The organism is Bartonella sp. MR90HLJMH, from assembly GCF_042194115.1.
GTDB lineage: Bacteria > Pseudomonadota > Alphaproteobacteria > Rhizobiales > Rhizobiaceae > Bartonella > Bartonella grahamii.
This window is the reverse complement of the sequence record NZ_JBHIMM010000003.1, coordinates 130587-157584: the sequence shown is the minus strand read 5'-3', so window position 1 is coordinate 157584 and position 26998 is coordinate 130587. Positions and strand designations below refer to the sequence as shown.

Sequence of the window (26998 nt, the reverse complement as noted above, 5' to 3'; positions counted from 1 at the left end):
GTTTATATTTCGTATGAGAAGGTTTTATTCTGATAAGATTTCAATTTTAACGAGATTTAAAATACGATATTATTTTACCTATTATCCATCCTAAAAACATGCCTATCGTACTTGATGCATATCCAATTGCCATCCCAACACCAAAGGTTCCGAGTGTAAGAGGTTCAACGACCTTTTCAAATTTTCCTTCAATAGTAGGTTCATTATCCACTCCACGACTTAGAATGGGGCTATAGAGAGAAACGGTATGGACTGCATCCTGTTTTTTCTGCTCTATTGCAGAAACAAAAATATTTTCACGATGAGTATTATTTTGCAAATAGTTTGCATGCACATTTACAACCTGTGAAAGAAAAAAGGCAGACATAATGAAAATACTTAACATATGATTTTTAAACAATTTAATCATAATTTACCTCAAATATTTTATACTATTCAATATATATATGCGTAAATTTATACTTTGGATATTTGGATATAATCTACAACATTTATATTTTGTAGCAAGATAAGCTCCATTATGTAATTACTTACAATGAACAATAGCTTCATTATGAAGCTATTGTTCTAGAGTTCTAGACGAGGTTGAATTATTTGAACATCAACACTATGTCCTTTATCCAACTTATTATCGATCCTATAAAGCTCATTGCATATCCAGCAAACAATAGTCCCACTCCTACAGTCATAGGCTCAACGACCTTTTCAATTTTCCCTTCACCTTTTGTTCCATTTTCTGTTTGATAATTTACAGATGGAACATAGAAAGCAGTCGTAGAAACTACATCAGATTTCGCATACTTTACTTGTTCCATTGGGGAAACAGAAAGTTCCTCTTTTGGAGTATCGTTTTTCAAATAGTTTGCATTAACAGTTACAGTTTGTGAAATAAAAAAAGTGCTCGCTATAAAAGTGCTTAAGATATAATTTTTAAATATTTTGACCATAACTTTACCTCAAATATTTTTAAGTTATATATGTAAGAAAATATACATAATGTTTATATATCTCACACTATATATAATTTAGATATTTCAATATGTATTTTTAGTCAATAATAAAAATACATATAAAAATATAAATATAATTTTTTATAAACATTATTGTAAAAATGTAACAGTAATAATTACAAAAATATTTTTTAAAATTTTATGAAATATTTCGTTATGTGTTATATATAAATAACATGTGGTGATCGCATAATTTTTATAAAATGATATTAATATTATTTTTTTAAATACATTTATAGATACTAAAAATATACATTTCGCTCATAGTATAAAGTAGAGCTCGAATTGGATAGAGATAAATGATATTATCATTTTCTCGCCAATGTGAACAGCATATTACTGTGATGTAAAGCAGTGTATAGCAGAATATCAATTCAGAGACATTTATGAGTGCTGAAAGATCGGCATTAGATAATATTTTTCAACATTTTCTTCTTTCCAAACCGAAAAGCCACTTTTATTTTTAGAAAGGATGCCTTTCCTAAAGTTGGATTACTTTTGAAAAGATCTGATTTCATTGCTTATTTAAAAAATCTATACAAGTGCTTTCAGAAAATTTTGAGCAACTACAGGTATCTCTTTACGTTGTTCTATGTTTCATATTTATGTGCTTTTTTAAGAAATCCTTCTCAAGGTACTCAAGTCTATTTTGCAATTAATAGATATGATGATAAAGCCCCATAATATAAAATTCTTAGGGCATCAGAATCTTTGACGTTTATAAAGAAGAAAGATGTCCTGAATTACGCATTTACTAAAGTTATTATAAAAGAAGTAGCGAGAAGAGAAGGGCATTTGAGTAAAAATGCTTCTTACAAGAGTTTACAAACTGATATATTCAAGAGATTTTTTATAATAGATCTCGCCATACTGCCATTGCTTCTAAGACTTCTCCTAAATGAGCATGTTTTGCGATAACTGTTTCTGCTCCAGCTTCTGCAAGTGCATTGGAGTGGCCAAGATAGCTATGTGATCCTCCCGTAAAGCCGATGACACGCATGCCTGCTGCTATGGCTGCGTGTACACCATGAAGTGAATCTTCTATAACGATAGTGTTTTGGGGCTCTGCCTGTAATTGTTGTGCGGCAAAAAGGAAAACATCAGGGGCTGGTTTCGTTCTTTTTGTTCCAACTTCAGGTGCTGAAAATATTTTACCTTCAAAAAGGTCATAGAGATCAACCGTGGTGAGCATCTCTTTTATATCTACGCTTTTTGCATTAGAGCAGATACAGTAGGGATAGCGTGTTTGAATAATTTCTACGGCTTCTCTTACATCATCAATAGCCCGTAATTTAGTTTTTATTTGTGTACGAAAAATATTAGTCATCTGATCTATGAGATGAGCAGAAATTGGTTTTTCTGTTTCCTGTTCAACGTGTTTAAGAATATCGGGAAAGATAAGTCCTGCAAAACGCTCACTCAATTCTTCGGATGATATTTCATATCCTGTTTGTTTGAGCAATTGAGATCCAATTTTTGCTGCAAGATATTCAGAGTCGACGAGAACTCCGTCACAATCAAAAATAATAAGATCTATCTGAGGCATAAGATATTCCTTTACATGTTACGAGATGGACAACTTTTATGAAAACGATATTGAGAAGATCTTATTTCATAAAAATACGCTTTGAAAATGATTCTTAATTCTTTTACGAAATAAATGATATGGGAACAGTACATTGAAAAAAAGAAAAATAAGGTTTCATTCATATGAAAGTTTTTTTACTTAAAAAAACAAAAACAATTATCAATTTTGTAGAAATTTAACGATACGTTTACGCTATTTTGTAAATATGGATTGGTAATGCGGGCCTATAAACTATTTTGGTTGATTATAGGGCAAATTCAGTTAATTTTGTTGGGTTTTTCATGACAGTTATTCAGCTTCAAAAAGATTTTCTTCGTACTCCCTCACAGATGCCATGGCGCAATAAAATTTTTAAAGGAGATTGTGTTTCCGTTCTAGAAAAACTTCCAAAACATTCCGTTGATATGATTTTTGCGGACCCACCCTATAATTTGCAATTGGACGGAGCTTTATACCGTCCAGATCATTCGCTTGTTGATGCGGTTGATGATGCATGGGATCAGTTTGAGAGTTTTGCTGCGTATGATGCTTTTACCCGTGCATGGTTGCTTGCTTGTCGTCGTGTATTAAAACCCAACGGAACACTTTGGGTTATCGGATCTTACCATAATATTTTTCGAGTTGGGACGGCATTACAAGATTTAGGTTTTTGGATGCTTAATGATATTATTTGGCGCAAAAATAATCCGATGCCTAATTTTCGAGGGCGCCGTTTTCAAAATGCTCATGAGACGCTTATTTGGGCCGTGCGAGATCAAAAAGATAAAAAGTACACATTTAATTATGATGCCTTAAAAGCGGCCAATGAAGATCTACAAATGCGTTCAGATTGGCTTTTCCCTCTCTGCACTGGAGCTGAACGTTTAAAGGATGATTCAGGGCGTAAATTACATCCAACACAAAAACCGCAAGCGTTATTAGCGCGTATTATTATGGCTTCTAGTAAACCTGGTGATGTTATTCTTGATCCGTTTTTTGGTTCGGGAACAACAGGTGCTGTTGCCAAGCTTTTAGGGCGTGATTTTGTTGGGATTGAACGCGAGCAAGATTACATTGATGCAGCATGTGAGAGAATTGCAGCGGTTAAACCTTTAGCGCAACCAGAACTAGCGATTTTGGATAGAAAAAAAGCAGAACCGCGCGTAGCATTCAACAGTTTGCTTGAAGCAGGTTTACTCTATCCTGGAGAAGTTCTTTATGATCGTAAGAAGCAAGTGTCTGCTATTGTAAGAGCTGATGGTACGATTATGCATGGTGGTGAAGCGGGCTCAATTCACGCAATGGGAAGAAAGGCTCAAGATTCGCAGAGTTGTAATGGTTGGACATTTTGGTATTATGAGGAAAATGGACGGTTGAAGTCCATAGATCATTTAAGAATGATCATACGTTCACAAATGTTAAAAACGGGTGTTTTATGAACTAAGCTGATCGCTTCATTCTAGAGTGATCATCAATGTACCTGATCTTGATTGAGATGGACGTGAGGGCATTTTATGCCTTTCTTAGATGTTTTTTATTAACACACTAATCTCGCTTGTAAGCGGCAAGCGAGTATTTTTTGCTTCTTGTAGAAGAAATTAAAATGAGAAACTTTCACTCTATGTTCTGATTTTAGTTCCAAAACAGTAAAATTTTAATATAATCTTATAAAAATGAAATATCAAAATTAAAAGGCTCATTCAGAAGCTCAAAATTAAGTGCTTTTTTGAGGTAATATGTGCATCTATAAAGTGCGTAAAATGTATTGGTTTATCAAGATAATTTAGCGTTATTCATATTGAGTTCCCCCCGAATATCGTCAAATTTTCTTATTTCAGACCTGTTTCATATTGAATCAATAAAATTTACTTGCTTGCATGTCATAAGCGGGGTTGGCGTGTGAATAAAATTGTTAAAGAAAGAACTAAAAAGTACCTTTTATGAACCGTTTCAAGTGCCAAGGGTTGTTGTAGGGGACTGGTAAATATAATGATGGTGCTGACTTGCTCCTTCATAAGCAAAAAAGGATAGATTCTGAAATTTAAATCTAAGCTTTCTAAGCTTTTTTACCCCTCCTTAATTCTTATCTGTAGAAAAAATTGGTTATTTCATTTTTTTAAGTTTTTCTTTTACAGATTAATAAATGACTTAATAAATGATCGTTAGAGATACAAAAGTCTCCGTTAGAAAACATTTTTACGAATAGGGAAGGTTATTTAAATCTGAAAGAATTGGGAAGTGCTACGGAAATGGCTTTTTTCATAACAGTAGGTAGTGCTTCTTCGGCAAGATGTTGAATGTTACACCACCAACCATTTTCACAATTCATTTCATGAATATCCTCAGTATAGTAAACATCGAGTTTTAGAGAAAAGTGAGTAAAAACATGCGTAATTTGTCCTTTGAATTGCCAATTGGCAGTAAAGGGTGCATTTTGGAGCCCATTTTCGTTGTTTATGCCAATATTGTTAGGAATTTGGGTCATTCCACCAAGGAGCTTTTGCGTCTGTCGTTTTTCCAAATAAATTTGTCTCTTTTTATTAAGAGCCACAAAAGCAATACCTGTTTTTGAAGGGCGTTCTTTTTTAGGGGCTTTGACTGGAAAAGATTCCGGTTGTTGCGTCTTTGCTGCTTTACATAAACATTGAAGAGGGCAGGTATAACAAGATGGTTTGCGTGGAGTACAAACTGTTGCTCCTAAATCCATCATTGCTTGAGCAAAGTCACCAGGACGATTTAAAGCAGTAATTTTTTGTGTTTTTTCTTTAATTTCAACTTTTGCTTTTTGTAATATTGAAGTGATAGCAAAAAGGCGCGCTACCACACGTTCGACATTACCATCAACCACTGCTACAGGGTGATTAAAAGCAATTGAAGCAATGGCTGCGGCAGTATAATCTCCAATACCGGCTAGAGTTCGCAATTCTTTTACAGATTGTGGAAATTGTCCCGCGTAGTTTTCAACAAGCTGTTGCGCACATTTTTTAAGATTACGTGCGCGTGAATAATAACCAAGTCCAGCCCATGCTTTCATGATGTCATCTTGTGAGGCTTTTGCTAAAGAGGAAAGATCAGGCCATAGTTTCAGAAACTTTTTAAAATAAGGCTTAACTGTTTCAACGGTTGTTTGTTGAAGCATGATTTCAGAAAGCCAAACTTGATAAGGATCAGGACGGATACCTTGTTTTTGCTTTTCGGGGGTAATCCGCCATGGGAGATGTCTGTGATTTTGATCGTACCAAGCAAGGAGGTGCGAAGAAATTTCATACATGATTGTTTTCAAGCATAGGAAGATATAAAATGCAAAAGAAAAAATTATTTATTTTGTTGATCTTTCATAAATTGAGGAGGCAATAATTTTTAGATGAAACAAATGATTTTAATTTAGTAAGCGATTGAACAATGATCTAAAAATGAGAAAACAACTTAAAAAACATATCTTTTATTCTCTTTCTGAGACGGTATACAAAATACTTGATCCAGTTTTACGCAAACGGACAGGGCTTAATGTAGCGCTTATAGAACATTGGCCACAAATTGCGGGCTATGATATCAGTGAACATACAATGCCGCTTAAAATTATTTGGAAACGTCGTGCAGATCAAGATGATGTTTTTCAGCCAGCAACACTTGTTGTCGCATGTGAAGGATTTGCTGCGTTAAAATTGATGCATGAAACAGAGGAATTACTTCATAGAATTAACGGATTTTTTGGCTATATTGCTATTGATCGCATCAAGATTGAGCAAAGGAGTATGACGGTTTTTATGAATCACTTGCCTCTAAAATCGTCTTTGAGTGAACAAGACAAAAAATGCGTGGGAGAAATGCTTGAAGGAATTGAAGATAAAAGCTTGCGCCAATCACTTTATAAACTTGGCTGTTGCATTTTTTTGGAAAAAAATAATAAATAGCAAGATATTTTATATATTTTTCTTTAATATATGAGAAAGCGTTGGATTCTTATTCGTTAATAACAACAGAAAAGTATTATTTATGGTAAAATATCGTTCTTTTTTATCTTTCGGGATAATTTTTCTCTTCATAACGATTGTACAAAACAGTGTAACAGTTGCTTTAGCGCGTGATCCCAAACCAGTGGCAACTGTTGATATGGAAGAGATTCTCCAATCGGGTAAAGTAAAGGATCGCTTTGAGGGAGAGGCGGATGCACCAGTCGTCATTGTTGAGTATGCTTCGTTGACATGTACCCATTGTGCGCATTTTTATAATGATATACTTCCTCAAATTCGTAAAAAATATATCAAAACAGGAAAAGTAAAACTGATTTTCCGCGATTATGCTTTTGATCCTCGGGCAACAGCAGGTTTTATGTTGGCACAGTGTGCACCAGAAGATCGCTATTTTCCTTTAATAGAAGTTTTATTTCAAAAACAAAATGAATGGGCTTTCGGAAAAGATGCTCTAACACCATTGAAAAAAATTGGCTTAATGGCTGGTTTTACAGATGAAAGTTTTACTGCATGTTTGAAAAATCAAGCCATTTTAGATGAAGTGAATGCATCCTTTGAGCGTGGTAAAAAACTTGGTGTTACAGCAACGCCTACTTTCTTTATTAATGGTAGTAAATATGAAGGTGCCATGAAAGTAGAAGACTTTTTTTCGGTGATTGATAGTTTTCTTAAAAATGAATCTTAATCTTCCAGAAGATAGATAGTGATACTTTTAGTCATTATCGCTTTTGGAAGGATTAATATTATGCATTTATGAAGCAATATTTTTTGTTGAGCCGATTTTGAATCAAATCATTGCTTTTAAGTGAGCCTAGGTTGAATGATGTTTTGATGCTGATATGGGAGGATTTGTACAATGAAAAAATGGGTTTATAGTTTTGGAGATGGAAAGGCAGAAGGAAGTGCAAGTGAGCGTAATCTTCTCGGAGGTAAAGGGGCTAATTTGGCAGAAATGAGTAATCTTGGTTTGCCCGTACCACCCGGATTTACGCTGACAACAGAAGTTTGTAATTTTTATTATGCCCATGACAAATCATATCCAGAAGAGCTACAGGAATCTGTTAAGCAAGCACTAAGACGCATTGGTGAACAAACAGGACGTGAATTTGGGAGTGAGCAAAAGCCACTTTTGCTTTCTGTTCGTTCAGGTGCTAGAACTTCTATGCCAGGGATGATGGACACAGTGCTTAACCTTGGCATGAATGATGAGACTGTAAAAGCCATTGCTTTACAAGCTAATAATGAACGTTTTGCTTATGATAGTTATCGGCGTTTTATCCAAATGTATTCTAACGTTGTTTTGGGGTTAGATCATGCGTATTTTGAAGAAATTCTTGATGAAGCAAAAGTACGCAATGGTTACACTATTGATACAGAAATGACAGCAGGTGATTGGAAGAATATTATTACTTCTTATAAAGCATATGTTGAAGAAAAATTAGGAAAACCTTTTCCACAAAATCCTGAACAGCAGTTATGGGGAGCAATTGGAGCCGTTTTTTCAAGTTGGATGACAGCACGTGCAGTTACCTATCGCCGTTTACATAATATTCCTGAAAGTTGGGGAACGGCAGTTAATGTGCAAGCTATGGTTTTTGGCAACATGGGTGAAGATTCGGCAACAGGTGTTGCTTTTACACGCAATCCATCGACAGGGAAAAAAGAACTTTATGGTGAATTTTTAGTTAATGCGCAAGGGGAAGATGTTGTGGCGGGCATTCGAACACCTCAAAATATTACAGAAAATGCGCGTATTGTTGCTGGTTCAAATAGGCCGTCATTAGAAAAAATTATGCCTGAGGCTTTTTTGAAATTATGTCAGATAGCGCAGAAGCTTGAGCAGCATTATCGGGATATGCAAGATCTCGAATTTACCATTGAAAAAGGTAAATTATGGATGCTTCAGACTCGTTCAGGAAAACGCACGGCTCGTGCGGCTCTCAAGATAGCAATTGAAATGGTTGAAGAGGGGTTAATAAACCATGAAGAGGCTGTGATGCGTATTGATGCAAAGTCGCTGGACCAACTTTTGCATCCAACACTTGATCCCAAAGCAGAACGTTCTATTATAGGACGTGGTTTACCTGCTTCTCCTGGAGCCGCAACTGGTGAAATTGTTTTTACTTCAGAAGAGGCAGAAACGGTGTCGGCGGAAGGTCGCAAAGTTATTTTGGTCCGTGTAGAAACAAGCCCAGAAGATATCCATGGTATGCATGCTGCAGAAGGAATTTTAACAACGCGTGGCGGTATGACAAGTCACGCTGCTGTTGTTGCGCGGGGGATGGGGAAACCATGTATTTCTGGTGCTGGAAGTGTGCGGATTGATTATAACACAAATACGCTGTTTGCTTCAGGAGAAAGCTTTAAAAAAGGTGATATTATTACAATTGATGGTGGAAGTGGAGAAATTTTCAAAGGGAAAGTTGCAATGTTGCAACCTCAGCTTTGCGGAGACTTTGCAAAATTAATGGAATGGGCTGATGGAATGCGGCGTCTCAAAGTTCGCGCTAATGCTGATACACCATCTGATGCCCGTATGGGGCGTTCCTTTGGGGCTGAAGGTATAGGTCTTTGCCGTACGGAGCATATGTTTTTTTCTGATGAACGTATCGTTGCCATGCGTGAAATGATTTTAAGTCATGATGAAAATGGTCGTCGTAAAGCACTAGATAAGCTTTTGCCAATGCAGCGTTCAGATTTTAGTGAATTATTTGAAATTATGTGTGGTTTACCTGTTACTATCCGCTTGCTAGATCCACCATTACATGAATTTTTACCTAAAACGAAAACAGAAATTCTTGATGTTGCAACAGCTATGGGTGTTTCTGCTGAAGTGCTTGCTGAACGCGCTCAGCAGTTGCATGAATTTAATCCTATGCTTGGATTACGTGGATGCCGTTTAGCTATTACTTATCCTGAAATTGCAGAAATGCAAGCGCGGGCGATTTTTGAAGCAGCAGCAGAAGCTGCCCAAAAATCTGGATCTCCTGTTATGCTTGAAATTATGGTGCCACTTGTTGCGCTTAAATCTGAACTCGATTTTGTAAAAGCACGTATTGATCAGGTTGCTGAGGAAGTGATGAAAGAAAAGGGAAGCACTATTCAATATATGGTTGGGACGATGATTGAGCTTCCAAGGGCGGCGCTTCGAGCAGATGAAATTGCTGAAACTGCTGAATTTTTTTCATTTGGAACAAACGATTTGACACAAACCACTTTTGGGATTTCCCGTGATGATGCTGCTCCTTTTTTGGCAACCTATTTTCAAAAAGGTCTTTTAGAGCAAGATCCTTTCGTGTCTATTGACTGTGATGGAGTAGGAGAACTTATTACCATTGCTGCACAGCGTGGACGATCAAAGCGTGCAAAAATAAAATTAGGAATTTGCGGTGAACATGGAGGCGATCCGGCCTCTATTGCTTTATGCGAAGAAAATAACCTAGATTATGTTTCGTGTTCTCCTTTTCGAGTACCAATTGCTCGTTTAGCAGCAGCCCAGGCCGCAATAGCAAAAAGGATATAATGGGTTAATATTTTTTTGTTGTATAGTTATTACTGAAATAATTTTTTATATATTCTTTTATTTTCTTTAATAAAGGAAATAAAATTGCTTCTAAAATGCACGATAAGTTATGTTACGCGAGAAAGTGTATTTTTGAGAGGTTTATGAGAGAAAATATAAAGCAGGATAGACAAAGATGTATTATTAATACACTTTCTATTGACGAACCTCTTGATAGAGAGAAACGTGTTATTGTGCAGTCAATTTACACGTTTGCTTTTTTATAGGGTAATGGACTCCTCACGCAAAATAGAATGCTCCAAACAAATGCATTTTTTTTGCACATCATGCTGTTTGAGATAGACATCTCTCAGTGGATGCCCCATTTCACATTGACATTCGTGGAATGGGGATTATGTAAAACTCCCCGTAAGTTTATAAAAATCTTCCCAAAGTATATAAACTCTACTATGCGCTATCATCTTTACATTCCTGAAGGAATATCAAAGTTATACAATATGTTGATTTATAATGATAATTTTTTATTTCTCATATTGAACGAAAGCTGTAAATATCACAAGATTGTCTCATTTCAACTTCTTTGATAATGAATCAATTAAAACCATGTTTTTTGCATATTACAGGCGGAACTAGCGTCTATGGATAAAAAAATAAAGCAAGGATATGCTTCTTCAAGTGTCAAGAGCTGTCACAAATTGAAGGTAGGTAGTGTGTAATGGTGCCGGTTTGCTTCTTCACAAGCGTAAAGATGATAGCGCACAGAGAAGGCTGCTATTATTATTCACGGGCCGTTGTTGCGAAATGGGCTTGGGTGCTTTAGAAATGTTTTTTTAAGAAAGATCGTGAATGGCAATCCACGTATATTCCGTTTAGGACATTTTGTTTTACGTGAGGGGGGGCCCAAAAAGACGCGAGCTAAATAAAAGCATGAGGCAATAGGTAATCTCCATTATTTTAAAGACATTGCTTTAGATGTCTTTGAAAGTCGTAAAGCTAAATTAAAAGGAAATGGCAAAGATGAAAACTGGTTTCTACCCTTAAAATTTCATATTCTTCCCAAATTAGACTGTCTCTCTGTTTCAGAGATTATACAAACAGAGATGTGCAATGCTCTTGCCTCCATTTGGCATACAAAAGCTATAACAGTTGAGAAAGTACTAAACTGTCTTAACATTTGCTTCAAACATACTGCTGCGTTAGGTTTGGATGTTGATTTTTAGACGACACCAAAAGCACACGCTCTCTTAGAAAACAACGTCATAAAACACAAAACTTTCCAGCAATAGATTGGAGAGAAGTGCCGGTTTTTTATCAGACACTTTGCAAAACAACAAGCATAACACAACTAGCTTTACGTCTACTTATCCTTACAGGTGTTTGCACAAATTCTTTGCGTCATATTTATAAAGATCAAATTGACGATAAGATGTGGACAATTCGTGGCTCGAGAATATGAAAGGTTTACATGATACTACAATAAAATTTCGTGTCCTTTTATCATCAGAAGTAATAAAAATGCTAGAACAAGCGCGTTTGTTATTTTGCAATATTTCTTTTTCTGCAATTGGTTGTGGTTTTCTTACAGCAGATTGTATGGCGCAATATATAATGTGTAAGAAAACCATTCTGATTGATTGAATATAAGAGGGCTTGAGATGAAGGAATGTTTGGGGGGGCATTAAACAAGCGAAAGATGAATTATCATTATAAATTAAGAGATTATTTTTATAGTATAGATGATTAGCCTCAATTTAATAAACCAATTTCGCGCATTTTCATTAAAATTGTGTGATTAATTTTACCTGTTACAGGAAGATCAAACATTTTTTGAAACTGTTTTAAGGCTTCTATCGTCTTTTGATCTTCTATTCCTGTGACAATAACCTCTTCATTCCCAAAAATATGTAAAGCTTTTTGCACTTGTATAATATCTTCGACAGAAGGCTCTGAAATAGCTTCTTTTAAGTGCGTCATATTTTTTGTTTCTATTTCGCTCTGCTTAATTAATATCGCAATTTCATCTGTTGTGGGATTAGATAGAGCATTCTTTTGCATTCTCTGAGCAGTTTGTTGTTTCCATAAAGTGATAGCTCGGCGTGTTTTAGGTCCTTCCAGTCCATCTAAAGGTCCATCATAAAGTCCTAATTTTACTAGTTCTTTTTGCTTTTCCAGAATGCTTGCTGATTGAGGAGGTAAAGGTGAATTTGTATGGTGATGACTTGGAGAATGTAGAGAAGTTACACGAGAGAGTTCTTGTGATTTTGCTTCTTTTTCCAATAAAGTAGAGCTCTTCCCTATACTTTGAACGGAGGAAAATTTCATTTGAGTTAAAATATTTTGATGCGTTGTCATTTGCGAAAATAAAGCATTAAATGAAATAAATAAAAAACTAATGCTAAAAAGAAGAGATCCAACAAAAAATAAAGTATTTTTTCGTGTATAGAAATAAAGAGTTTTTGCTATCCAAAAAATAAAATGAAAAATTATAAGAAGAAGTGTTATAACAATACTACTATAGTATTTACGGTGTTTTACAGTTTTTTTTCGGGTCGTCTTTCGTTTTGTTGTCATCATTTTTATTTTCAGTTGCGTTTATGTTTCACAAAGAAACGAATGCAAATTAGTTCTTACTTTTCGCTAGAGAGAAATGCATTTACATTATTGTTTTTTCCTTTCAAACTCCTAGAATAAGCAGCTTCATTCTATCAATGTATAAGTTGATCAATCAACAAGAGCTCTTATCAATTTTTATTAATTTCAGATTTTACAAATCTTTCAATATGTATAAAGAGAACATCGAATGATTAACGTTCAAGAGCATTTTAGTGTTTGCAAACTGCATTATCACATATAATCATCTCAATAATAATATCACGTTATTCTTCATTTTTGGCGCAGATGTTTGCCTATCATTTAAAAACAAGTTAGAGACTATTTTTCTATAACGTTAAAAAGATAAGAGTCATTATATTCTTTACAATTTACATATATAGGGTTACTTTTCTGTAAACGGTTTGGTGAGAATACTGGTCTCTTAAGGTTATTATATTTTGGTGGAGCTACTTTTGTATCAATTAAATTGATGTTTACAATGTTATAGAAAAACTTGTCTTGAGATCTTGAGATGGAGTTATAAGAGATGAAGCTATTGTTTGATCTTTTGATCGACATATTGATCATGTTGGTGATGTTCTAGTAAAAATTTTATAGATAATATAAATATTTTATCACTACTAGAGTCAGAATAACAGAGTCTGACTCTTTTTAGTCTTTTCAACTAAGCTAAGATGATGAACTATTATTTAAAATAAGTATGTACACAATATGGAAAAGAAATTGGACTCTGTGTTTAATCCTTATCTCATTGCTACACTTTCTTGTGGAATAAAAGATTATAAATGTGGGGGGTACATTTCTTAACTCTTATGCACGATCATGGTTATATCTCTCATTTTTTATCATGGTATGTTCATTAATATGATCAGCCTGTAAGTGTATAATTGGGATGTTAAATTTTTACTGAATAGACAATGTATCCCATTTTATACAGCGGCATTGTGCCATATTTATAAAAAAGCCAATGATATAGATCCAATAAATGAATACTCAATTTTATAAAAAACAAATTTTATAAATTGTTTATAAAGAAACAGTGTATAAAATGTTTCTTTTATTGTATTTACCACTGCGGTACATTGATTGCCCATGATACGTTTTTTAATCAAATTATCATTTTTTTTATTTTTTATTTTTGTCATTATTTCATTTTTTGTAGCAAATCCAACCAGTGACTATTCTTTTAGCCCCAAAAATAATGAGACAACAACGAGCGATGTGATTAGGTCATTTAAAGAAGCTTTAAATGACCTAGGAGCATTTTGTGACCGTAATATAGAAACCTGCAAAGTAGGAAAATCATTTTTAAGTTCACTTGGTGAACGCGCATATTACGGTGCAAGAGCTGCTTATGAATATTTAGGCAACATATTAGGGAACAACAATAATATCAGAGATTTCCCTTAATGTTTCTTGCAAAATCGCAATACAAGAGTTCTTACAAAACCATACAATGTTATCTTGAAATAAGGATTTTTAACGTTCTTCGTGTTATTTATGTTAGGAAGAATAAATATTTATTTTTTATAAGTGTATTTAAGAATGATTATTCAAACAAAACAGGACTAAAATAATGGCGGAAACAATCGGTAATATCATAGAGAACTTTTCGCTTTTGGATAATTGGGAAGACCGTTATCGTTATGTCATTGAGCTTGGCCATGAATTGCCACCTTTTCCGGAAAGCGCTCGAAACGATGCTCACAAAGTTCCTGGTTGTGTTAGCCAAGTGTGGCTTTTATCTTCACGTAATAACTCAGAAGATCCAATATTGACGTTTCAAGGTGATTCCGATGCTCATATTGTGCGTGGACTCATTTACATACTTCTTGCTTTTTATTCAGGCAAAAAAGCTTCTGAAATTCGCAATTCCGATGCTCAAGAGCTCTTTGAAAAACTTGGTTTAAATGAAAATCTTACACCACAACGATCAAATGGTCTGAAATCAATGATTAAACGGATTCGTAACGAAAGCTATGTATAATCCCCTTGATAGAAATTGCTATATATACAAAAGCTTCACACAAAACATGTATACTGAAATCAAATTTATACACGAAACCATTTTTTCGCAAAATAAGATTATTTAGTTTTTTTCCGTTTACTTTTGCGTCCAAGACCCATTTCTTTGGCCAAAGCTGATCGTGTTTTTGCATAATTAGGCGCCACCATAGGATAAGAACTATCTAACTGCCATTTTTCACGATACTCCTCTGGCAACATTCCATAATGTGTCATGAGATGACGCTTTAGAGATTTAAATTTTTTCCCATCTTCAAGGCAAATGAGATAATCAGGAAATACTGAACGCTTTGGATTAACGGCAGGCCTTTGTTTTTCAACTTCGACTTCTGTTAACTCTAAATTCCCTGCTTTACGAAAAGCAGCATGGACATCAGCAATTAAACTTGGCACTTCAGTCGGTCGAATAGAATTATTACTCACGTAGGCAGCAACAATATCAGCAACCAATGTAATAACTAAATTGCTTTCAGTCTCTAAGACTGCACGATGTTCCATTCTTGTTTCCTTTAATTTAAAATTGAGTAATTCAAAATCGAGATATAGTGCATATACTCATGATATAAAGATCTCATGCACATGAGCTTCATATTGTACAAAAATCTTTTTTGTCAATTCAATTATTCTATAAAATTGCCAAAACACAAAAAAATCAAATAAATACCTCTTTTTTGTCATAATATAAAATAAGAAAAACGAAATTATTACATGCTAAAATATATTTTTATCCTATAACATATCATACATAACATACAATACATCACAAATATAAAAAAATATAGGATAAAATTTATTTATTTTTTTTGAGAACGTAAAAATAAAATTACTAATTATAAAAATATAATATATAAATTAGTATTTTTTATTTTGAATACTTATAATTTAGTAATTTTATTTTTCTAAATTTTAAATTTATTTTTATTATTTATATTTATTAAATTTAATAATAAATAACGTACTATATTATAAATAAGACACAATAGCATTACTTATAATATAAAACTATTCATTAAAACGACATAGAATATTTTTATGTTTTATACATTAATAAAAATACTTTAAATATAGTTATTAATTTCTATAAAATTATAATATTATACTGTTTCAAAAAAAATCAATTCTTTTTCTCATAGTTTAATTGTCTTACCAATCACTTTCATTATAAAAGTGGTATTATATCCCTAGAAAACAATAGCTGTGATATGTAATGGACAGAAAGGTATTAGTTTTAAAAATTATCATGGCGCTATTTTTACAAGTGAATAGAACTTATAGATTTTTACACTTGCATCAATAATTATGATTCTAACATATAAACGAAGCTGTTAACATATTTTAATATAGGATTGTGTATGACCCGCACTTTTGCAATTCCTCCCAAAGCATTTAGAATCACTCATAAGGAAATATATCATGGTATTTTTCGTGATGATCCCTATCATTGGCTACGTGCGTCTAACTGGCAAGATGTTTTTAAAAATCCTAACTGTCTTGATCCAAATATTCGACATTATCTTGAAAAAGAAAATGCTTATCAATCAGCTCAAATGGCTGATACAAAACCATTACGAGATTTGCTTTTTACCGAAATGAAAAACAGGATCCAAGAGAATGATAGTTCTGTTCCTATAAAACATGGTCCTTTTGCTTACGGATTCTCTTATGTTACCGGAGGTCAACAACCGCATTATTTTCGGACACCAAGGAATGGCGGAGAAAAAACCGTTTACCTTAACGGTGATGTCTTGGCAGAAGGCAAAGAATATTTCAAATTTGGTTCAGTTCAAGAATCTCCTGACCATACACATGTGGTATGGACCTATGATGACAAAGGATCAGAATTCTATACAGCTAAAATTCGTAATTTTGAGACATTGTCTGACTGTATGGATACAATTACTGATACATCTGGTCAAATTGTATGGGATGCTAGATCTGAAGGTTTTTTCTATACTAAAATGGATAAAAATCACCGACCTTCAGAGCTCTATTATCACCGATTAAACACTGATCAATCACAAGATAAGCTTATTTTTCGCGAAGACAATCCAGGTTTTTTCTTAGATGTAAGCGGCTCTAAGCTTAATGATATTATTTATATTAATATTCATGATCATGAAACATCAGAGATCTGGTTGATTCCTGCTGAGGCGCCTTTTACTACTCCCCAATGTGTACGGAAACGACAAAAAGGTATTGAATATTCACTTACAGAAGGTGGTGATGTCTTTTATATTCTGACCAATCTAGATAATGCAAAAGATTTCAAAATTATGGTAGCGCCATATACATCTCCACAATCAGAAAATTGGTCTGAGTTTGTCCCACATCAGCTTGGGTGCCTAATATTATCCCATGATGCTTATCAAGATTTTCTTGTCTGGATCGAACGTTTTGAGGGGCTTCCACGTATAAAAGTAATGGAACGTACCACTAAAAAAGTTAATTCCATTGCTTTTACTGAAGAGGCTTATTCTTTAGGTCTACAAGGGGTTGCAGAATATAACAGTCCAACTATTCGTTTTTCCTATTCGTCTATGACAACACCTGATCAAGTGTTTGATTATGAGATGAAAAGTCGTAAACGAATGCTTTTAAAAACGCAAATAATTCCCTCTGGGCATAATAAAGATGCATATGTAACACGACGTATTACAGCAATAGCAGACGATGGTGAGAAGATTCCTATTTCACTTTTTTATCACGAAAACACTCCTCTTGATGGTGGTGCGCCTTGTCTTCTTTACGGTTATGGTGCTTATGGGATCTCTATTCCTGCCAGTTTCAATAGTAATGTACTTTCTCTAGTAAACAGAGGTTTTATTTACGCGATTGCTCATATTCGCGGAGGAAAAGAAAAGGGAGTAGAATGGTATGAGAAAGGAAAACATCTCTTTAAGCACAATACATTTACAGATTTTATTGCTTGTGGACGTTACCTTGTAAACAATAAATTCACTTCTCACGACCGGCTTATTGCTTATGGTGGTTCAGCAGGGGGGATGTTGATGGGAGCCATTGCCAATATAGCTCCACAGGATTTTGCTGGAATCGTAGCGAATGTGCCTTTTGTTGATGTCTTAGCGACAATGTTAGATGCTTCATTGCCACTCACACCTCCAGAATGGGCCGAATGGGGGAATCCTCTTGAATCAGAAGAAGATTATAAGCTTATTGCTTCCTATTCACCCTACGATAATGTCAAAGCTCAAAACTATCCCCCTATACTTGTGATGGCAGGATTAACAGATCCTCGTGTAACTTACTGGGAGCCTGCAAAATGGGTGGCAAAATTACGAGACTTAAAAACAGACGATAATGCAATTTTATTACGTATTAATATGGATTCGGGGCACGCTGGTGCAGCTGGACGTTTTTCAAAGCTAGAAGAAGTTGCCTATATCTATGCATATATTCTCAAGATAGCAGGAAAAGGCTGTTGCTAATCCATAATATCTTTGTTTGAAAGTCCCCGATAATTTATTGGATTATAGGGACTTTCATACACTAAAAAAATTATCTAGATAGCTTAAAATTCACATTCTTCATAAAGTTTCAAAACATAGTCCCAATTAATTAAATGGTCTACAAAGGATTCGAGGTACTTCGGTCGAGCATTGCGATAATCAATGTAATAGGAATGTTCCCACACATCGACACCCAAAATAGGTCGAGCATTGTGAATTAAGGGATTTTCGCCATTAGGTGTTTTCATAATTTCAAGCTTGCCATCTTTAACAGCAACCCATGCCCATCCAGAACCAAATTGGGCACTAGCAGCAGCAATAAAATCAGCGCGGAATTTGTCGTAACCACCTAGATCAGTGTCAATAGCTTTTGCTAACTTTTCAGGAAGTTTTTGGCCACCCCCATCTTTTTTCATCCAAAGCCAAAAGTGGTTATGATTGTAATACTGTGCTGCATTATTAAACAAACCAATATTTTTTCCAAAACTTTTTTTAACAATATCTTCAAGGCTTTCATTTTCTAAGCCTAACTCTTTCACAAAATTATTGGTATTGTTAAGATAAGCGAGGTGATGCTTATCATGATGATATTCAAGCGTTTCGCGTGACATATAAGGTGAAAGGGCATCGTAATCATAAGGCAACGGGGGCAATTCAAAAGCCATTAAAAATCTCCTCGATTCTAATTGTTAAGCTTATTTCATAAGTCTAATTTGCCATTTACAGAATTGAAAAGCAAATGTTGAATACCTATTTGTGTGAAATTAATTTTAATATCTCTCTTTTTGTAAAAGGAGCTTTTAGGAAATGTATGCTAATCAATCAAAAAAGGCATTAGTCTATATAAAGATTGTTTCTGAAGATTTTTTTACATCTATGAACCGATAAAAATATCATTATCTTTTGAATAAAAAGTAAATAGAAATAGCTATTATCCCTTGTTCTTATATCTTTATTTTTTCAAATGCCAGATAAAATATTTTTAATTTTTGCAAAATTCTTCTAACCTATTAGGTGTGTCATAGTGTTTGCAATAGAATATTTAAGTGTTATTTTTAGGAGATATTTTTCAATGTGCTTGATTTCATTTTATGGCGCTACTCATGAATAATATAATGTAAAAACCAGTGGACATTATCATCTTTACGCTTAATGAAAGAGCACAGCAACTATCACACACTTTACCAGTTTCCAATATGGTGACAGCTTTTATCTTAATGAAGCAAGATGAGATTGGAATATATCAAGAAAAGTAAATCATATGCTAATTTATTAGATACATGAGTAAACTACAAGATTTTCATTTTCTGTTCCTAAAAAATCAATACAAAGAGCAAAATAATTATTGGTGGATAAATGTTTTCTATTTGTGTTAAAAGTACAACAGTATATCAATTTCTGCTACGAATTTGTATTGATGCAATGCCATACAAGATTCAGGCACTTTATGATAAATCAGGCACTTTATGATAAAAAAGTAAGGTCTTTGATTTTCAGATATTGCGTCCAATCACAGGAATCGCTATAAGGTGCAAGAGTCGCTATAAAGCGTGTTTTTTTGGGGTATAGCCAAGCGGTAAGGCACCGGTTTTTGGTACCGGCATTCCCTGGTTCGAATCCAGGTACCCCAGCCAATTCTGGTGAAATTAGTTATCAAATTTCAGCTTGAGAGAGTGGATTACCCCCTTAACCATCTGTTGCTATTCATAGCAAGTATGGTAAGCTGAAAAATACCCATTTGTAGCGGGTTAGCTCTAAATATGGTAAGGTTTTCTTTTACTATAGCTATCGCTCAAAGAGCTCTTTTAAAAGATTCTTTTCTATAAGACGAGGGATAAATGATTTATGCGCACTTGCTTTAGAAAAACTATTTGACTGGATTTTGTGCTCTATAGCAACACCAGCGGGTGATTTTCCGTATTCCACCATCTTCATTACGCCGAACAGCGTAGCAATAATGCTGATTAGGAAACACATGCCGCTGCATGTCACGTACCATACCAGCAGCATGTCCATAGGGTGCCACACAATCAATAAACCACATATATTCTCCGCCTTGCCAATCCGCATCGGACAAAAGCTCTCCCTTTTCAAGCATAGATTGATGATTTTTTTCATCTAAAAAAGCCCAAGTGATAAAGGCGCAAAATTCTCCACGTTCATTTTTATAGAGTTTATATTGCCCAGTTTGTAAAGCTGGTCCTAAATTTCGGTCTATATCCCAGATTCGCCAGCGGCGGTATAAGGGAGATGTAAGCATTAAAACAACCATAGCTCCTAACGCTGTAAGAGGATCTATGAGTGAAGGTGATGAATTTTCATTTACAGACATTATCTTTCCTTTAGGGACTGTTCTAAAATTTTGGTGATAGGTTCAAAGAAATAAGAAATGAGACGCCGTTTTGAGGTAATGACATCCGTTGTCACAGTCATGCCAGGGATAAATTTAAGATGTTTGTTATTCAAAGTGATGTGATCTTGGTCAATTTTGATTAAAACAGCATAGACACCATTAATTTCTTTATCATAGCGTGCTGTAGCGCCTACATTAACGACTGTACCGTGGATAACACCGAAACGTTCAGGCGGAAAGGCAGAAAACTTGATGTAAGCACGTTGGCCCTTTTCTAAAAAACCAATATCTCGATTATCAAAAAATGCTTCAATAATGAGACCACCCGCACCAGGGACAATACGCATAAGAGTTTTTCCAGCCTCTACAAAGCCGCCCAAAGTATGGATACTTAAATCATCGATACGTCCATCAACAGGTGCATAAAGTGATAAGTGGTCAAGATGGTATTGAGTGCTATCAAGCTTTGCTTTTAATCCTTGAAGATTCAGTTCTGTTTCACGCGAAAGTTGGCGATAGCGGGCGATTTCATCGGAAATGAGACTTTTCCGTTGTTGGCGGAGGGTGTTTATTTCGGCGGCATTTTCTTCCAAACGTCTTTGATTGGTTAAAATTTCATGCTCGACATTTTTAAAGTCATGTAAACGCTCTAAATAAACGGCTTGGCTAATGACTTTTGTTTCCATCAGGCTTTTTGCAGCTTTTAATTTTCCTTGGCTTAATTGACGATCATCTTCCAACCTATCTAATTGCGCATGTTGTGTTGCACCGCTGCGCTCGACGCGGTCCGCTTGTGCTTTTAGCGCTCTTAATTTATCTTGGAGAGATTGAAGGGTAGCGCTAATGAGTTTTTCCCCTTCTATTCTTGCAGTCTGATTGCCAGAAGGAGGAGCTGGCAGATAGGCAAGCCCTTTGGTCACAAAATCTTCATCCAAAGGATCACTTTCATGCAAAGCTGTTAAAATAGCTGTTGCAATTTGTGCTTGAAGGGTTTGTTGCGCGATATCTGCTTGAACACGTGCGCACTCATTGAGGGCTTCACGGGGATCTAATTGAATAAGGAGATCGCCTTGATGAACAAATTGCCCTTCTTTTACAAGAATTTTCTCAATGCGTCCTGTATTTTGCGCTTGGACCAGCTGAACGTAAGCGGTGGGAATAACACTTCCTTGCCCCCGTGCAACAATCTCTGTTTTTGCGATAAAGCTGCCGATCACAATAAAGAGAAATAAAGCAATTAAAACAGCAACAACCATATGAAGCGTTGGTGACAAAGGGCGCAAATAGGGAGCTTTATCTGCCATTTTTTGCCTCCAAATCAGTAAAGTTTAAGACGGTTGCATGCTGAGGAAAGAGGTCACTTTTGTGGGTAATAACAAGAACAATACGTTCTTGCGAAAGTTTATATAAATGCTCAACAATTTGTGCACTGACAGTGTCATCCAATGCGGAAGTAGGTTCATCCAAAATAAGAAGGCTTGGGTTTATCAGAAAGAAACAAGCCAAAGCCAAGCGTTGGCGCTGACCACCTGATAAAAAACCACCTTGCTCTCCTACTTGAGTATTAAGTCCTAAAGGCAACTGAGCAATCAAATCATGGCAAGCACTAACATATAGTGCAGCGTCGATTTCATCTTTAGTGGCATCTGGTTTGGCAAGAAGCATATTCTCAAGAATGGTTCCGGAAAAAAGGCAAGGATTTTGAGGAAAATACGCAATTGTTTCACGCACGCTACGGACATCAAAATTCTGTAAAGGTTGTGCGTTAATCAATATCTTTCCGCTTGTTGGGGGGTAGAGCCCACAAAGGAGCTTCGCCAAGGTTGTTTTTCCGCACCCTGAAGGACCAAGTAACATAATCGGTTGCCTAGGTTGTAAACAGACATCAAGATGATTGATAATGGACTTATCTCCATAAGAAAAACAGAGATCCTTGGCTTCAAGATGAGGAGGAGCGCTGAGTTGAAGAGGCGGCTTTTCTTCTTCCCATTCTGAAGGGGAGTTAAGAATATCGCCCAAACGAAGACGAGAGATTTTCAAATGCTGCCATTCTTCCCATAGGGATGCAAGGCTTAAGATAGGACCAGAAACATTTCCAGCGAGGAGATGAAAGGCAATAAGTTGCCCTAGCGTAATCTGGTTTTGAAGAACTGCCTGAGCACCAAAAAAGATAATAAAAATAGTGAAAAGATCACCAAAAATATGGCTCATGGCTCCATTGAGAAGATGCAATTTACTGGTTGTAAGGCTTTGATCTAAACTACGGGCTAAAGTTTCTTGCATGCGTATTGTATGGGCTGGCTCCTTTACATGCGCTTTTATGGCTTCAAGATTGGTAAAACTTTCAATGAGGCGCGATTGATGGGCAGCTTGCAGAGTGAAAGCACGGCGTAATTGGCGGCGCAAGAAGGGACCGACTAGCGCTAAAGAGCCCATTTGCAAGGGTAAAATGATAAGGACAATAAAGGTCAGTTTCGGACTAATGGAAAAGAGTGCCGCAAGATAAATGATTGCGAACAGAACATTTAGAACAGTTGTGGCGATGGTTCCTGTTAGAAAACCGCGAATTGTATCAACCTCTCCGATTCGCGTGAACAGTTCCCCCACTTGCCAAGTGCGTAAAGTGGGCAAGGAAAGGCTTAACACATGGGTGTAAATGCGCCGTCCAAATTCTAGCGTAAGCCGATTGGCTAAATAAGCTCCTAAGTAGCCTGATAGAGTGCTAAGAGCTGTGCTAAACAGCATGATAGCAACCATCAAGACAACGATAGCATAGAGACTTTCAATACGCTGAAAAGGGAGAATACGGTCGATAATCGCTTGAAAAATAAAAGGATTCACCAAGCCCAGCAAACGCAAAACAACAGCAACGCAACTGAGTTCGATAACATAATAGATATATTTCTTTGTTGTTCTTGTAAACCAAGAGAATGATACTAGTTTTTCTTGTGAATGACTCATTTGAATTTATGATTTTGTTTAAGAGAAAGAGCGATGGATGTCGCATATTTAAACAGTATTGTAAATAGTATTATATTTATACAAAATATACATTTTGTGTGAATATAATATAAACAAAATGTATTTATTGTTTATACAGTATTTTTATTGTTATTTATACAAATTATATTTGATATTTTTTAAACAGCACAATAATGAAATTGTCACTGCATCATTTTGATACAGTTATTTTTAATAATTAAAAGGAGACTAAAAATGGCTAGTTCAAGCTCGTCACATGACTCGAAGCTTTCATGTAGCCCTTCGGGTTATTGGAACGAAATAAAAACAACAGGAACAGTAGGAGGAGAGGTAGGCACAGTTGTTGGGGCAGCTGGAGGATCTGTGCTTGGAGCAGTCGCAGGAACAGCTGCGACAGTTGGAACAGCCGGTATAGGTGCAGCGACGATCCTTCCGTTGGCTGCAGCAGGTTCTGTAGTAGGTGCAGCAGGCGGTGCTCTCAGTGGCTCTTTATTAGGAGCAGGCGTGGGAGCTATACATCATACTTATCTTTGTTTCCGGTAAATTATGAAATATTTAGCAATATATATCTAAATTTATGATAATATTGTAGACATGTTATCAGTAAACATGTCTACATATCACTGATAAAATAATATATATTTTAATTAAGAAATTTTAAGTGTTATGGATAAGTTAAATATTATTAATAATTTATTTTTATCATTAAGCTCTATAGTTATATTTATATCTTTATTTAAATTATATTATGGATCTAAGTCGTATATTAAAAATAACATTATACAAAAATCATTAATAAGAGTAATTTCATTTTTTATATTATTCTTTATGTTGTTTTATTTCGTTAATTTTTATTTAATGGGGTTACTTAATAAAGATTATAAAATATTTTATATATATATATTATTTTTTAAAATATATTTTAATGGAAATATTATAACTGATATTACTTTTATTGTTAAAAACGCATTGTTTGCAACAAATATTTTTGTACTTTTAAGTATATATTTTTATAAATTAAATTTTCCTACTTGGTGGCAGTCTATAAAATTAGGATCAGTTATCATTATTACATACTGTATAATATATTTTGGACTTTATTATTTGTTTAATTAGTATCAATTATTTCATAATTATTAACATTATTCCTACTTTTTCAACTGTAAAAATCGTATAATGAAAGCTTTATAAGAGTCAATACGGTGTTGTAAATAGATTTTATTGAAATATCTGTATATTTTAGTTTCTAATTGTTATGGTGGATATTATTGATGTGGATAGATTTTATTAACTTTATTTTAGAAATATTGCGTTCAATTCTTATCGTTTTTACTGTTATATTCTTAATTATTTTGTATTTTGAATCTAAAGGATACAGTAAAAAAGAAACTAAGAAAAAACTATTATCATTAGTTAAGTTATTTTTAATATTTATGGCCATAACTTCTTTTATTACATTAATTATTATTATAATATATCTATATTATAGATAAATATATTATATTTTTGGACTTTCTTATTATGGATACTTTAGAAATTATTAAAACTGTGTTAGTTTTAATAAGTATTATTTGTTTTTTTTAAAATTTTTTCTTATATACTTAGATTCAGAAGTTGGAAAAAATATATAAAATCATATTTAATTGAGTTAAGTTTATTATTTATAGCATTCTCAATTTCTGTCTATATTTCTATATATATAAAATCATTCGTAAAATAGATAAATTATTTTAAATTAAAATATTATGATATATGATATGTTTTTTATCAGTTTAAATAAGATTTATTTTTATTAATTGTTTTATATCTATGTAGAATTTTACATTTCAAAAAATGAGTTGCCTTAGTTAAAAAGAGATATAAAAAACAAAATTTTATATGAGAATTCTATTTTTTGTTATAGATTATTTGCGTATCTATAAATTTATGTAGCTATAAGTTTATAATGAAATTTGCTAAATATATTTTTTACAGAGTTTTTTCTTAAAAAACACAAATTGTATCAACTTCTCCAATACGTGACAACAGTTTCCCCACTTGCCAATGGCGTAAAGTGGGCAAAGAGAGACTTAAAAGATGGGTGTAAATGCGCCGTCCAAATTCTAGCGTAAGCCGATTGGCTAAATAAGCTCATAAGTAGCCAGATAGAGTGCTAAGAGCCGTGCTAAACAGCATGATAGAAACCATCAAGACAACGATAGCATAGAGACTTTCAATACGCTGAAAAGGAAGAATGCGGTCGATAATCGCTTGAAAAATAAAAGGATTTACCAAGCCCAGCAACTGCAAAACAACAGCAACGCAACTGAGTTCGATGACATAATAAATATATTTCTTTGTTGTTCTTGTAAACCAAGAGAACGATACTAGTTTTTCTAATGGTTGGTCTAATTTTACATCAATGAATTTTTCAAGCAGTGGATCACGACCTGGGTGTACCGTTGGAGATTATCTCTCTGCAGGATTTTCAATGGGACATAGGGGACATAATATAGGAGTGGTAATTGGTGGAGTTATGGGGGGTAACTGGAGGACCAATAGGCGCTGCGGAAGGTTTATGGTTAGGAGGAAGAGTTGGCTCTGCAGTAGGATTTGCTACAGGTATAGGAAATACAGCCTATGGATGTTATCGCTAATATAAAAATCAGCAGATATTTCTAAAATGAACAAGCTTGTAGGCATAATTATGTATCTACAAACTTGACAGGAAGGTTTAGGTGCATAATTTTACAAAATTATATATTTAATTTGGATTTTTTTATGAGTGATATTATTCGTATTATTGCAGAATTATTATCTTCTACATGTGCTTTCTTTATATTTTTCTATGCAATGTTTTTACGGTATAAATTTAAAGGTTATAGTAACAAAGAAATTGTGAAAAAAATGTTTTTAAGCACATTTTTGTTCATTATATTTGTTATATTACTTTCTATAACAGTTTTTATTTGTATACGTTATTTATATGAAAAATGATTATTTATTATCTTTATATAATAATCTTTTTGATATTTTATTTTCAATATTTATTTTTATATTTTCATTTTCATTAATTTATAGATACAGTGGTGACAGTTGGAAAAATAGTATAAAGGAAGCGATTAAGACATTTAGTGGTTTATTTTTGTTATTTTTGGCGTTTTGTTTTATTTATGTTGCGTTTAAATATATTAGATATTAGTATTTATATTTAAATTATGTTTTATAAAAATGATTTTCATTTAAATAAGTTTATATTATTTGTAATTATATATAATTTTTATTTTATTATTATAAAATTTCTTTATGAAATTGCAATAATCATTTATTATAAAATACAGATGAATTTATGTGTATTTTATTGTTGATTTTTCTGTAACTATATTACATATGCGTTATATTTTATGATAAATGTATTTCATCTTTCTTGATGAAGATATATTTTTCTATTTTCATTGGAAAAATAAGCCTGTAAGAAATGCTTAATTTCCTTATTAGAGAAGTC

Annotated in this window: 21 protein-coding genes and 1 tRNA gene; 11 read left to right on the top strand and 11 right to left on the bottom strand. The window is 34.1% G+C overall.

Annotation, left to right across the window (positions count from 1 at the left end; all coding sequences use genetic code 11):
- Positions 1-46 precede the first annotated feature (46 nt).
- The 3 genes from ACFIJ9_RS03180 to ACFIJ9_RS03170 form a co-directional block, all read right to left on the bottom strand.
- Positions 47-409 (bottom strand): hypothetical protein, encoded by a 363-nt coding sequence (locus ACFIJ9_RS03180; RefSeq protein ID WP_375635759.1) that lies wholly within the window; start codon positions 407-409, stop codon positions 47-49.
- Positions 410-590: 181 nt separating this feature from the next.
- Positions 591-947 carry a hypothetical protein gene (locus ACFIJ9_RS03175; protein WP_375635758.1) on the bottom strand — a complete coding sequence of 119 codons (357 nt, stop codon included), beginning with the start codon at positions 945-947 and terminating at the stop codon, positions 591-593.
- 913 nt (positions 948-1860) lie between these two features.
- Complete coding sequence (locus tag ACFIJ9_RS03170) at positions 1861-2556, bottom strand: HAD family hydrolase (RefSeq protein ID WP_375635757.1); 696 nt, start codon at positions 2554-2556, stop codon at positions 1861-1863.
- A gap of 371 nt (positions 2557-2927) precedes the next feature.
- On the opposite strand from ACFIJ9_RS03170, the gene ACFIJ9_RS03165 reads away from it, so the two are divergent.
- Positions 2928-4016: a site-specific DNA-methyltransferase gene (locus ACFIJ9_RS03165; protein ID WP_372440009.1), complete on the top strand. Its 1089-nt coding sequence runs from the start codon at positions 2928-2930 to the stop codon at positions 4014-4016.
- A 773-nt stretch (positions 4017-4789) separates the two neighbouring features.
- Here ACFIJ9_RS03165 and mutY read toward each other — a convergent pair.
- A complete protein-coding gene (mutY, locus tag ACFIJ9_RS03160) occupies positions 4790-5848 on the bottom strand; it encodes an A/G-specific adenine glycosylase (protein ID WP_375635756.1) in 1059 nt (352 codons plus the stop codon).
- Between the two features lie 142 nt (positions 5849-5990).
- Here mutY and ACFIJ9_RS03155 point away from each other — a divergent pair, with 142 nt between their 5' ends.
- From ACFIJ9_RS03155 to ACFIJ9_RS03140, 4 genes are all read left to right on the top strand, one after another.
- Positions 5991-6491 (top strand): DUF721 domain-containing protein, encoded by a 501-nt coding sequence (locus tag ACFIJ9_RS03155; RefSeq protein ID WP_375635755.1) that lies wholly within the window; start codon positions 5991-5993, stop codon positions 6489-6491.
- A gap of 82 nt (positions 6492-6573) precedes the next feature.
- Positions 6574-7236, top strand: coding sequence for a DsbA family protein (locus tag ACFIJ9_RS03150; RefSeq protein ID WP_375635754.1), 663 nt, complete (start codon positions 6574-6576; stop codon positions 7234-7236).
- Positions 7237-7407: 171 nt separating this feature from the next.
- Positions 7408-10074 (top strand): pyruvate, phosphate dikinase, encoded by a 2667-nt coding sequence (gene ppdK, locus ACFIJ9_RS03145; RefSeq protein WP_375635753.1) that lies wholly within the window; start codon positions 7408-7410, stop codon positions 10072-10074.
- Between the two features lie 1452 nt (positions 10075-11526).
- Complete coding sequence (locus ACFIJ9_RS03140; protein WP_375635752.1) at positions 11527-11712, top strand: hypothetical protein; 186 nt, start codon at positions 11527-11529, stop codon at positions 11710-11712.
- A gap of 108 nt (positions 11713-11820) precedes the next feature.
- On the opposite strand, the gene ACFIJ9_RS03135 is transcribed toward ACFIJ9_RS03140, so the two are convergent.
- Positions 11821-12645, bottom strand: coding sequence for a peptidoglycan-binding protein (locus ACFIJ9_RS03135; protein ID WP_375635837.1), 825 nt, complete (start codon positions 12643-12645; stop codon positions 11821-11823).
- 1134 nt (positions 12646-13779) lie between these two features.
- Here ACFIJ9_RS03135 and ACFIJ9_RS03130 point away from each other — a divergent pair.
- A complete protein-coding gene (locus ACFIJ9_RS03130; RefSeq protein WP_375635751.1) occupies positions 13780-14097 on the top strand; it encodes a DUF5330 domain-containing protein in 318 nt (105 codons plus the stop codon).
- A gap of 166 nt (positions 14098-14263) precedes the next feature.
- Entirely contained in the window at positions 14264-14674 is a 411-nt protein-coding gene (locus ACFIJ9_RS03125; RefSeq protein WP_012754847.1) for a SufE family protein, read from the top strand.
- A 98-nt stretch (positions 14675-14772) separates the two neighbouring features.
- On the opposite strand, the gene ACFIJ9_RS03120 is transcribed toward ACFIJ9_RS03125, so the two are convergent.
- Entirely contained in the window at positions 14773-15210 is a 438-nt protein-coding gene (locus ACFIJ9_RS03120; protein WP_012754848.1) for a MucR family transcriptional regulator, read from the bottom strand.
- A gap of 854 nt (positions 15211-16064) precedes the next feature.
- Between ACFIJ9_RS03120 and ACFIJ9_RS03115 the strand changes: the two genes are divergently transcribed.
- Positions 16065-18158 carry a S9 family peptidase gene (locus ACFIJ9_RS03115; protein ID WP_375635750.1) on the top strand — a complete coding sequence of 698 codons (2094 nt, stop codon included), beginning with the start codon at positions 16065-16067 and terminating at the stop codon, positions 18156-18158.
- Positions 18159-18241: 83 nt separating this feature from the next.
- Here the strand turns inward: ACFIJ9_RS03115 and ACFIJ9_RS03110 are convergent, their stop codons facing one another.
- Entirely contained in the window at positions 18242-18844 is a 603-nt protein-coding gene (locus ACFIJ9_RS03110; RefSeq protein ID WP_375635749.1) for a superoxide dismutase, read from the bottom strand.
- Between the two features lie 894 nt (positions 18845-19738).
- Here ACFIJ9_RS03110 and ACFIJ9_RS03105 point away from each other — a divergent pair.
- Positions 19739-19813 (top strand) — tRNA-Gln (locus tag ACFIJ9_RS03105).
- Between the two features lie 233 nt (positions 19814-20046).
- Here ACFIJ9_RS03105 and ACFIJ9_RS03100 read toward each other — a convergent pair.
- From ACFIJ9_RS03100 to ACFIJ9_RS03090, 3 genes are read right to left on the bottom strand one after another with little or no spacing between them, the layout of a single operon-like run.
- The gene (locus tag ACFIJ9_RS03100; RefSeq protein WP_375635748.1) at positions 20047-20511 is read right to left on the bottom strand and encodes a toxin-activating lysine-acyltransferase; all 465 of its coding nucleotides are present in this window, start codon (positions 20509-20511) and stop codon (positions 20047-20049) included.
- Positions 20511-21836 carry an HlyD family type I secretion periplasmic adaptor subunit gene (locus ACFIJ9_RS03095; RefSeq protein ID WP_375635747.1) on the bottom strand — a complete coding sequence of 442 codons (1326 nt, stop codon included), beginning with the start codon at positions 21834-21836 and terminating at the stop codon, positions 20511-20513. The genes ACFIJ9_RS03100 and ACFIJ9_RS03095 overlap by 1 nt, the downstream gene beginning before the upstream one ends.
- Complete coding sequence (locus tag ACFIJ9_RS03090) at positions 21826-23493, bottom strand: peptidase domain-containing ABC transporter (RefSeq protein WP_375635746.1); 1668 nt, start codon at positions 23491-23493, stop codon at positions 21826-21828. The genes ACFIJ9_RS03095 and ACFIJ9_RS03090 overlap by 11 nt, the downstream gene beginning before the upstream one ends.
- 255 nt (positions 23494-23748) lie before the next feature.
- Here ACFIJ9_RS03090 and ACFIJ9_RS03085 point away from each other — a divergent pair, with 255 nt between their 5' ends.
- Complete coding sequence (locus tag ACFIJ9_RS03085; RefSeq protein ID WP_375635745.1) at positions 23749-24057, top strand: hypothetical protein; 309 nt, start codon at positions 23749-23751, stop codon at positions 24055-24057.
- 1587 nt (positions 24058-25644) lie between these two features.
- Here the strand turns inward: ACFIJ9_RS03085 and ACFIJ9_RS03080 are convergent.
- Positions 25645-25788, bottom strand: coding sequence for a hypothetical protein (locus ACFIJ9_RS03080; protein WP_375635744.1), 144 nt, complete (start codon positions 25786-25788; stop codon positions 25645-25647).
- A 230-nt stretch (positions 25789-26018) separates the two neighbouring features.
- Here ACFIJ9_RS03080 and ACFIJ9_RS03075 point away from each other — a divergent pair, with 230 nt between their 5' ends.
- Positions 26019-26150: a hypothetical protein gene (locus tag ACFIJ9_RS03075; RefSeq protein WP_375635743.1), complete on the top strand. Its 132-nt coding sequence runs from the start codon at positions 26019-26021 to the stop codon at positions 26148-26150.
- Positions 26151-26998 lie beyond the last annotated feature (848 nt).

What these genes read in the sequence shown, in the direction of transcription:
- ACFIJ9_RS03180 (WP_375635759.1), bottom strand. Translation starts at nt 409, where the DNA reads ATGATTAAATTGTTTAAAAATCATATGTTAAGTATTTTCATTATGTCT.
- ACFIJ9_RS03175 (WP_375635758.1), bottom strand. Translation starts at nt 947, where the DNA reads ATGGTCAAAATATTTAAAAATTATATCTTAAGCACTTTTATAGCGAGC.
- ACFIJ9_RS03170 (WP_375635757.1), bottom strand. Translation starts at nt 2,556, where the DNA reads ATGCCTCAGATAGATCTTATTATTTTTGATTGTGACGGAGTTCTCGTC.
- ACFIJ9_RS03165 (WP_372440009.1), top strand. Translation starts at nt 2,928, where the DNA reads ATGCCATGGCGCAATAAAATTTTTAAAGGAGATTGTGTTTCCGTTCTA.
- mutY (WP_375635756.1), bottom strand. Translation starts at nt 5,848, where the DNA reads ATGTATGAAATTTCTTCGCACCTCCTTGCTTGGTACGATCAAAATCAC.
- ACFIJ9_RS03155 (WP_375635755.1), top strand. Translation starts at nt 5,991, where the DNA reads ATGAGAAAACAACTTAAAAAACATATCTTTTATTCTCTTTCTGAGACG.
- ACFIJ9_RS03150 (WP_375635754.1), top strand. Translation starts at nt 6,574, where the DNA reads ATGGTAAAATATCGTTCTTTTTTATCTTTCGGGATAATTTTTCTCTTC.
- ppdK (WP_375635753.1), top strand. Translation starts at nt 7,408, where the DNA reads ATGAAAAAATGGGTTTATAGTTTTGGAGATGGAAAGGCAGAAGGAAGT.
- ACFIJ9_RS03140 (WP_375635752.1), top strand. Translation starts at nt 11,527, where the DNA reads ATGAAAGGTTTACATGATACTACAATAAAATTTCGTGTCCTTTTATCA.
- ACFIJ9_RS03135 (WP_375635837.1), bottom strand. Translation starts at nt 12,645, where the DNA reads ATGACAACAAAACGAAAGACGACCCGAAAAAAAACTGTAAAACACCGT.
- ACFIJ9_RS03130 (WP_375635751.1), top strand. Translation starts at nt 13,780, where the DNA reads ATGATACGTTTTTTAATCAAATTATCATTTTTTTTATTTTTTATTTTT.
- ACFIJ9_RS03125 (WP_012754847.1), top strand. Translation starts at nt 14,264, where the DNA reads ATGGCGGAAACAATCGGTAATATCATAGAGAACTTTTCGCTTTTGGAT.
- ACFIJ9_RS03120 (WP_012754848.1), bottom strand. Translation starts at nt 15,210, where the DNA reads ATGGAACATCGTGCAGTCTTAGAGACTGAAAGCAATTTAGTTATTACA.
- ACFIJ9_RS03115 (WP_375635750.1), top strand. Translation starts at nt 16,065, where the DNA reads ATGACCCGCACTTTTGCAATTCCTCCCAAAGCATTTAGAATCACTCAT.
- ACFIJ9_RS03110 (WP_375635749.1), bottom strand. Translation starts at nt 18,844, where the DNA reads ATGGCTTTTGAATTGCCCCCGTTGCCTTATGATTACGATGCCCTTTCA.
- ACFIJ9_RS03100 (WP_375635748.1), bottom strand. Translation starts at nt 20,511, where the DNA reads ATGTCTGTAAATGAAAATTCATCACCTTCACTCATAGATCCTCTTACA.
- ACFIJ9_RS03095 (WP_375635747.1), bottom strand. Translation starts at nt 21,836, where the DNA reads ATGGCAGATAAAGCTCCCTATTTGCGCCCTTTGTCACCAACGCTTCAT.
- ACFIJ9_RS03090 (WP_375635746.1), bottom strand. Translation starts at nt 23,493, where the DNA reads ATGAGTCATTCACAAGAAAAACTAGTATCATTCTCTTGGTTTACAAGA.
- ACFIJ9_RS03085 (WP_375635745.1), top strand. Translation starts at nt 23,749, where the DNA reads ATGGCTAGTTCAAGCTCGTCACATGACTCGAAGCTTTCATGTAGCCCT.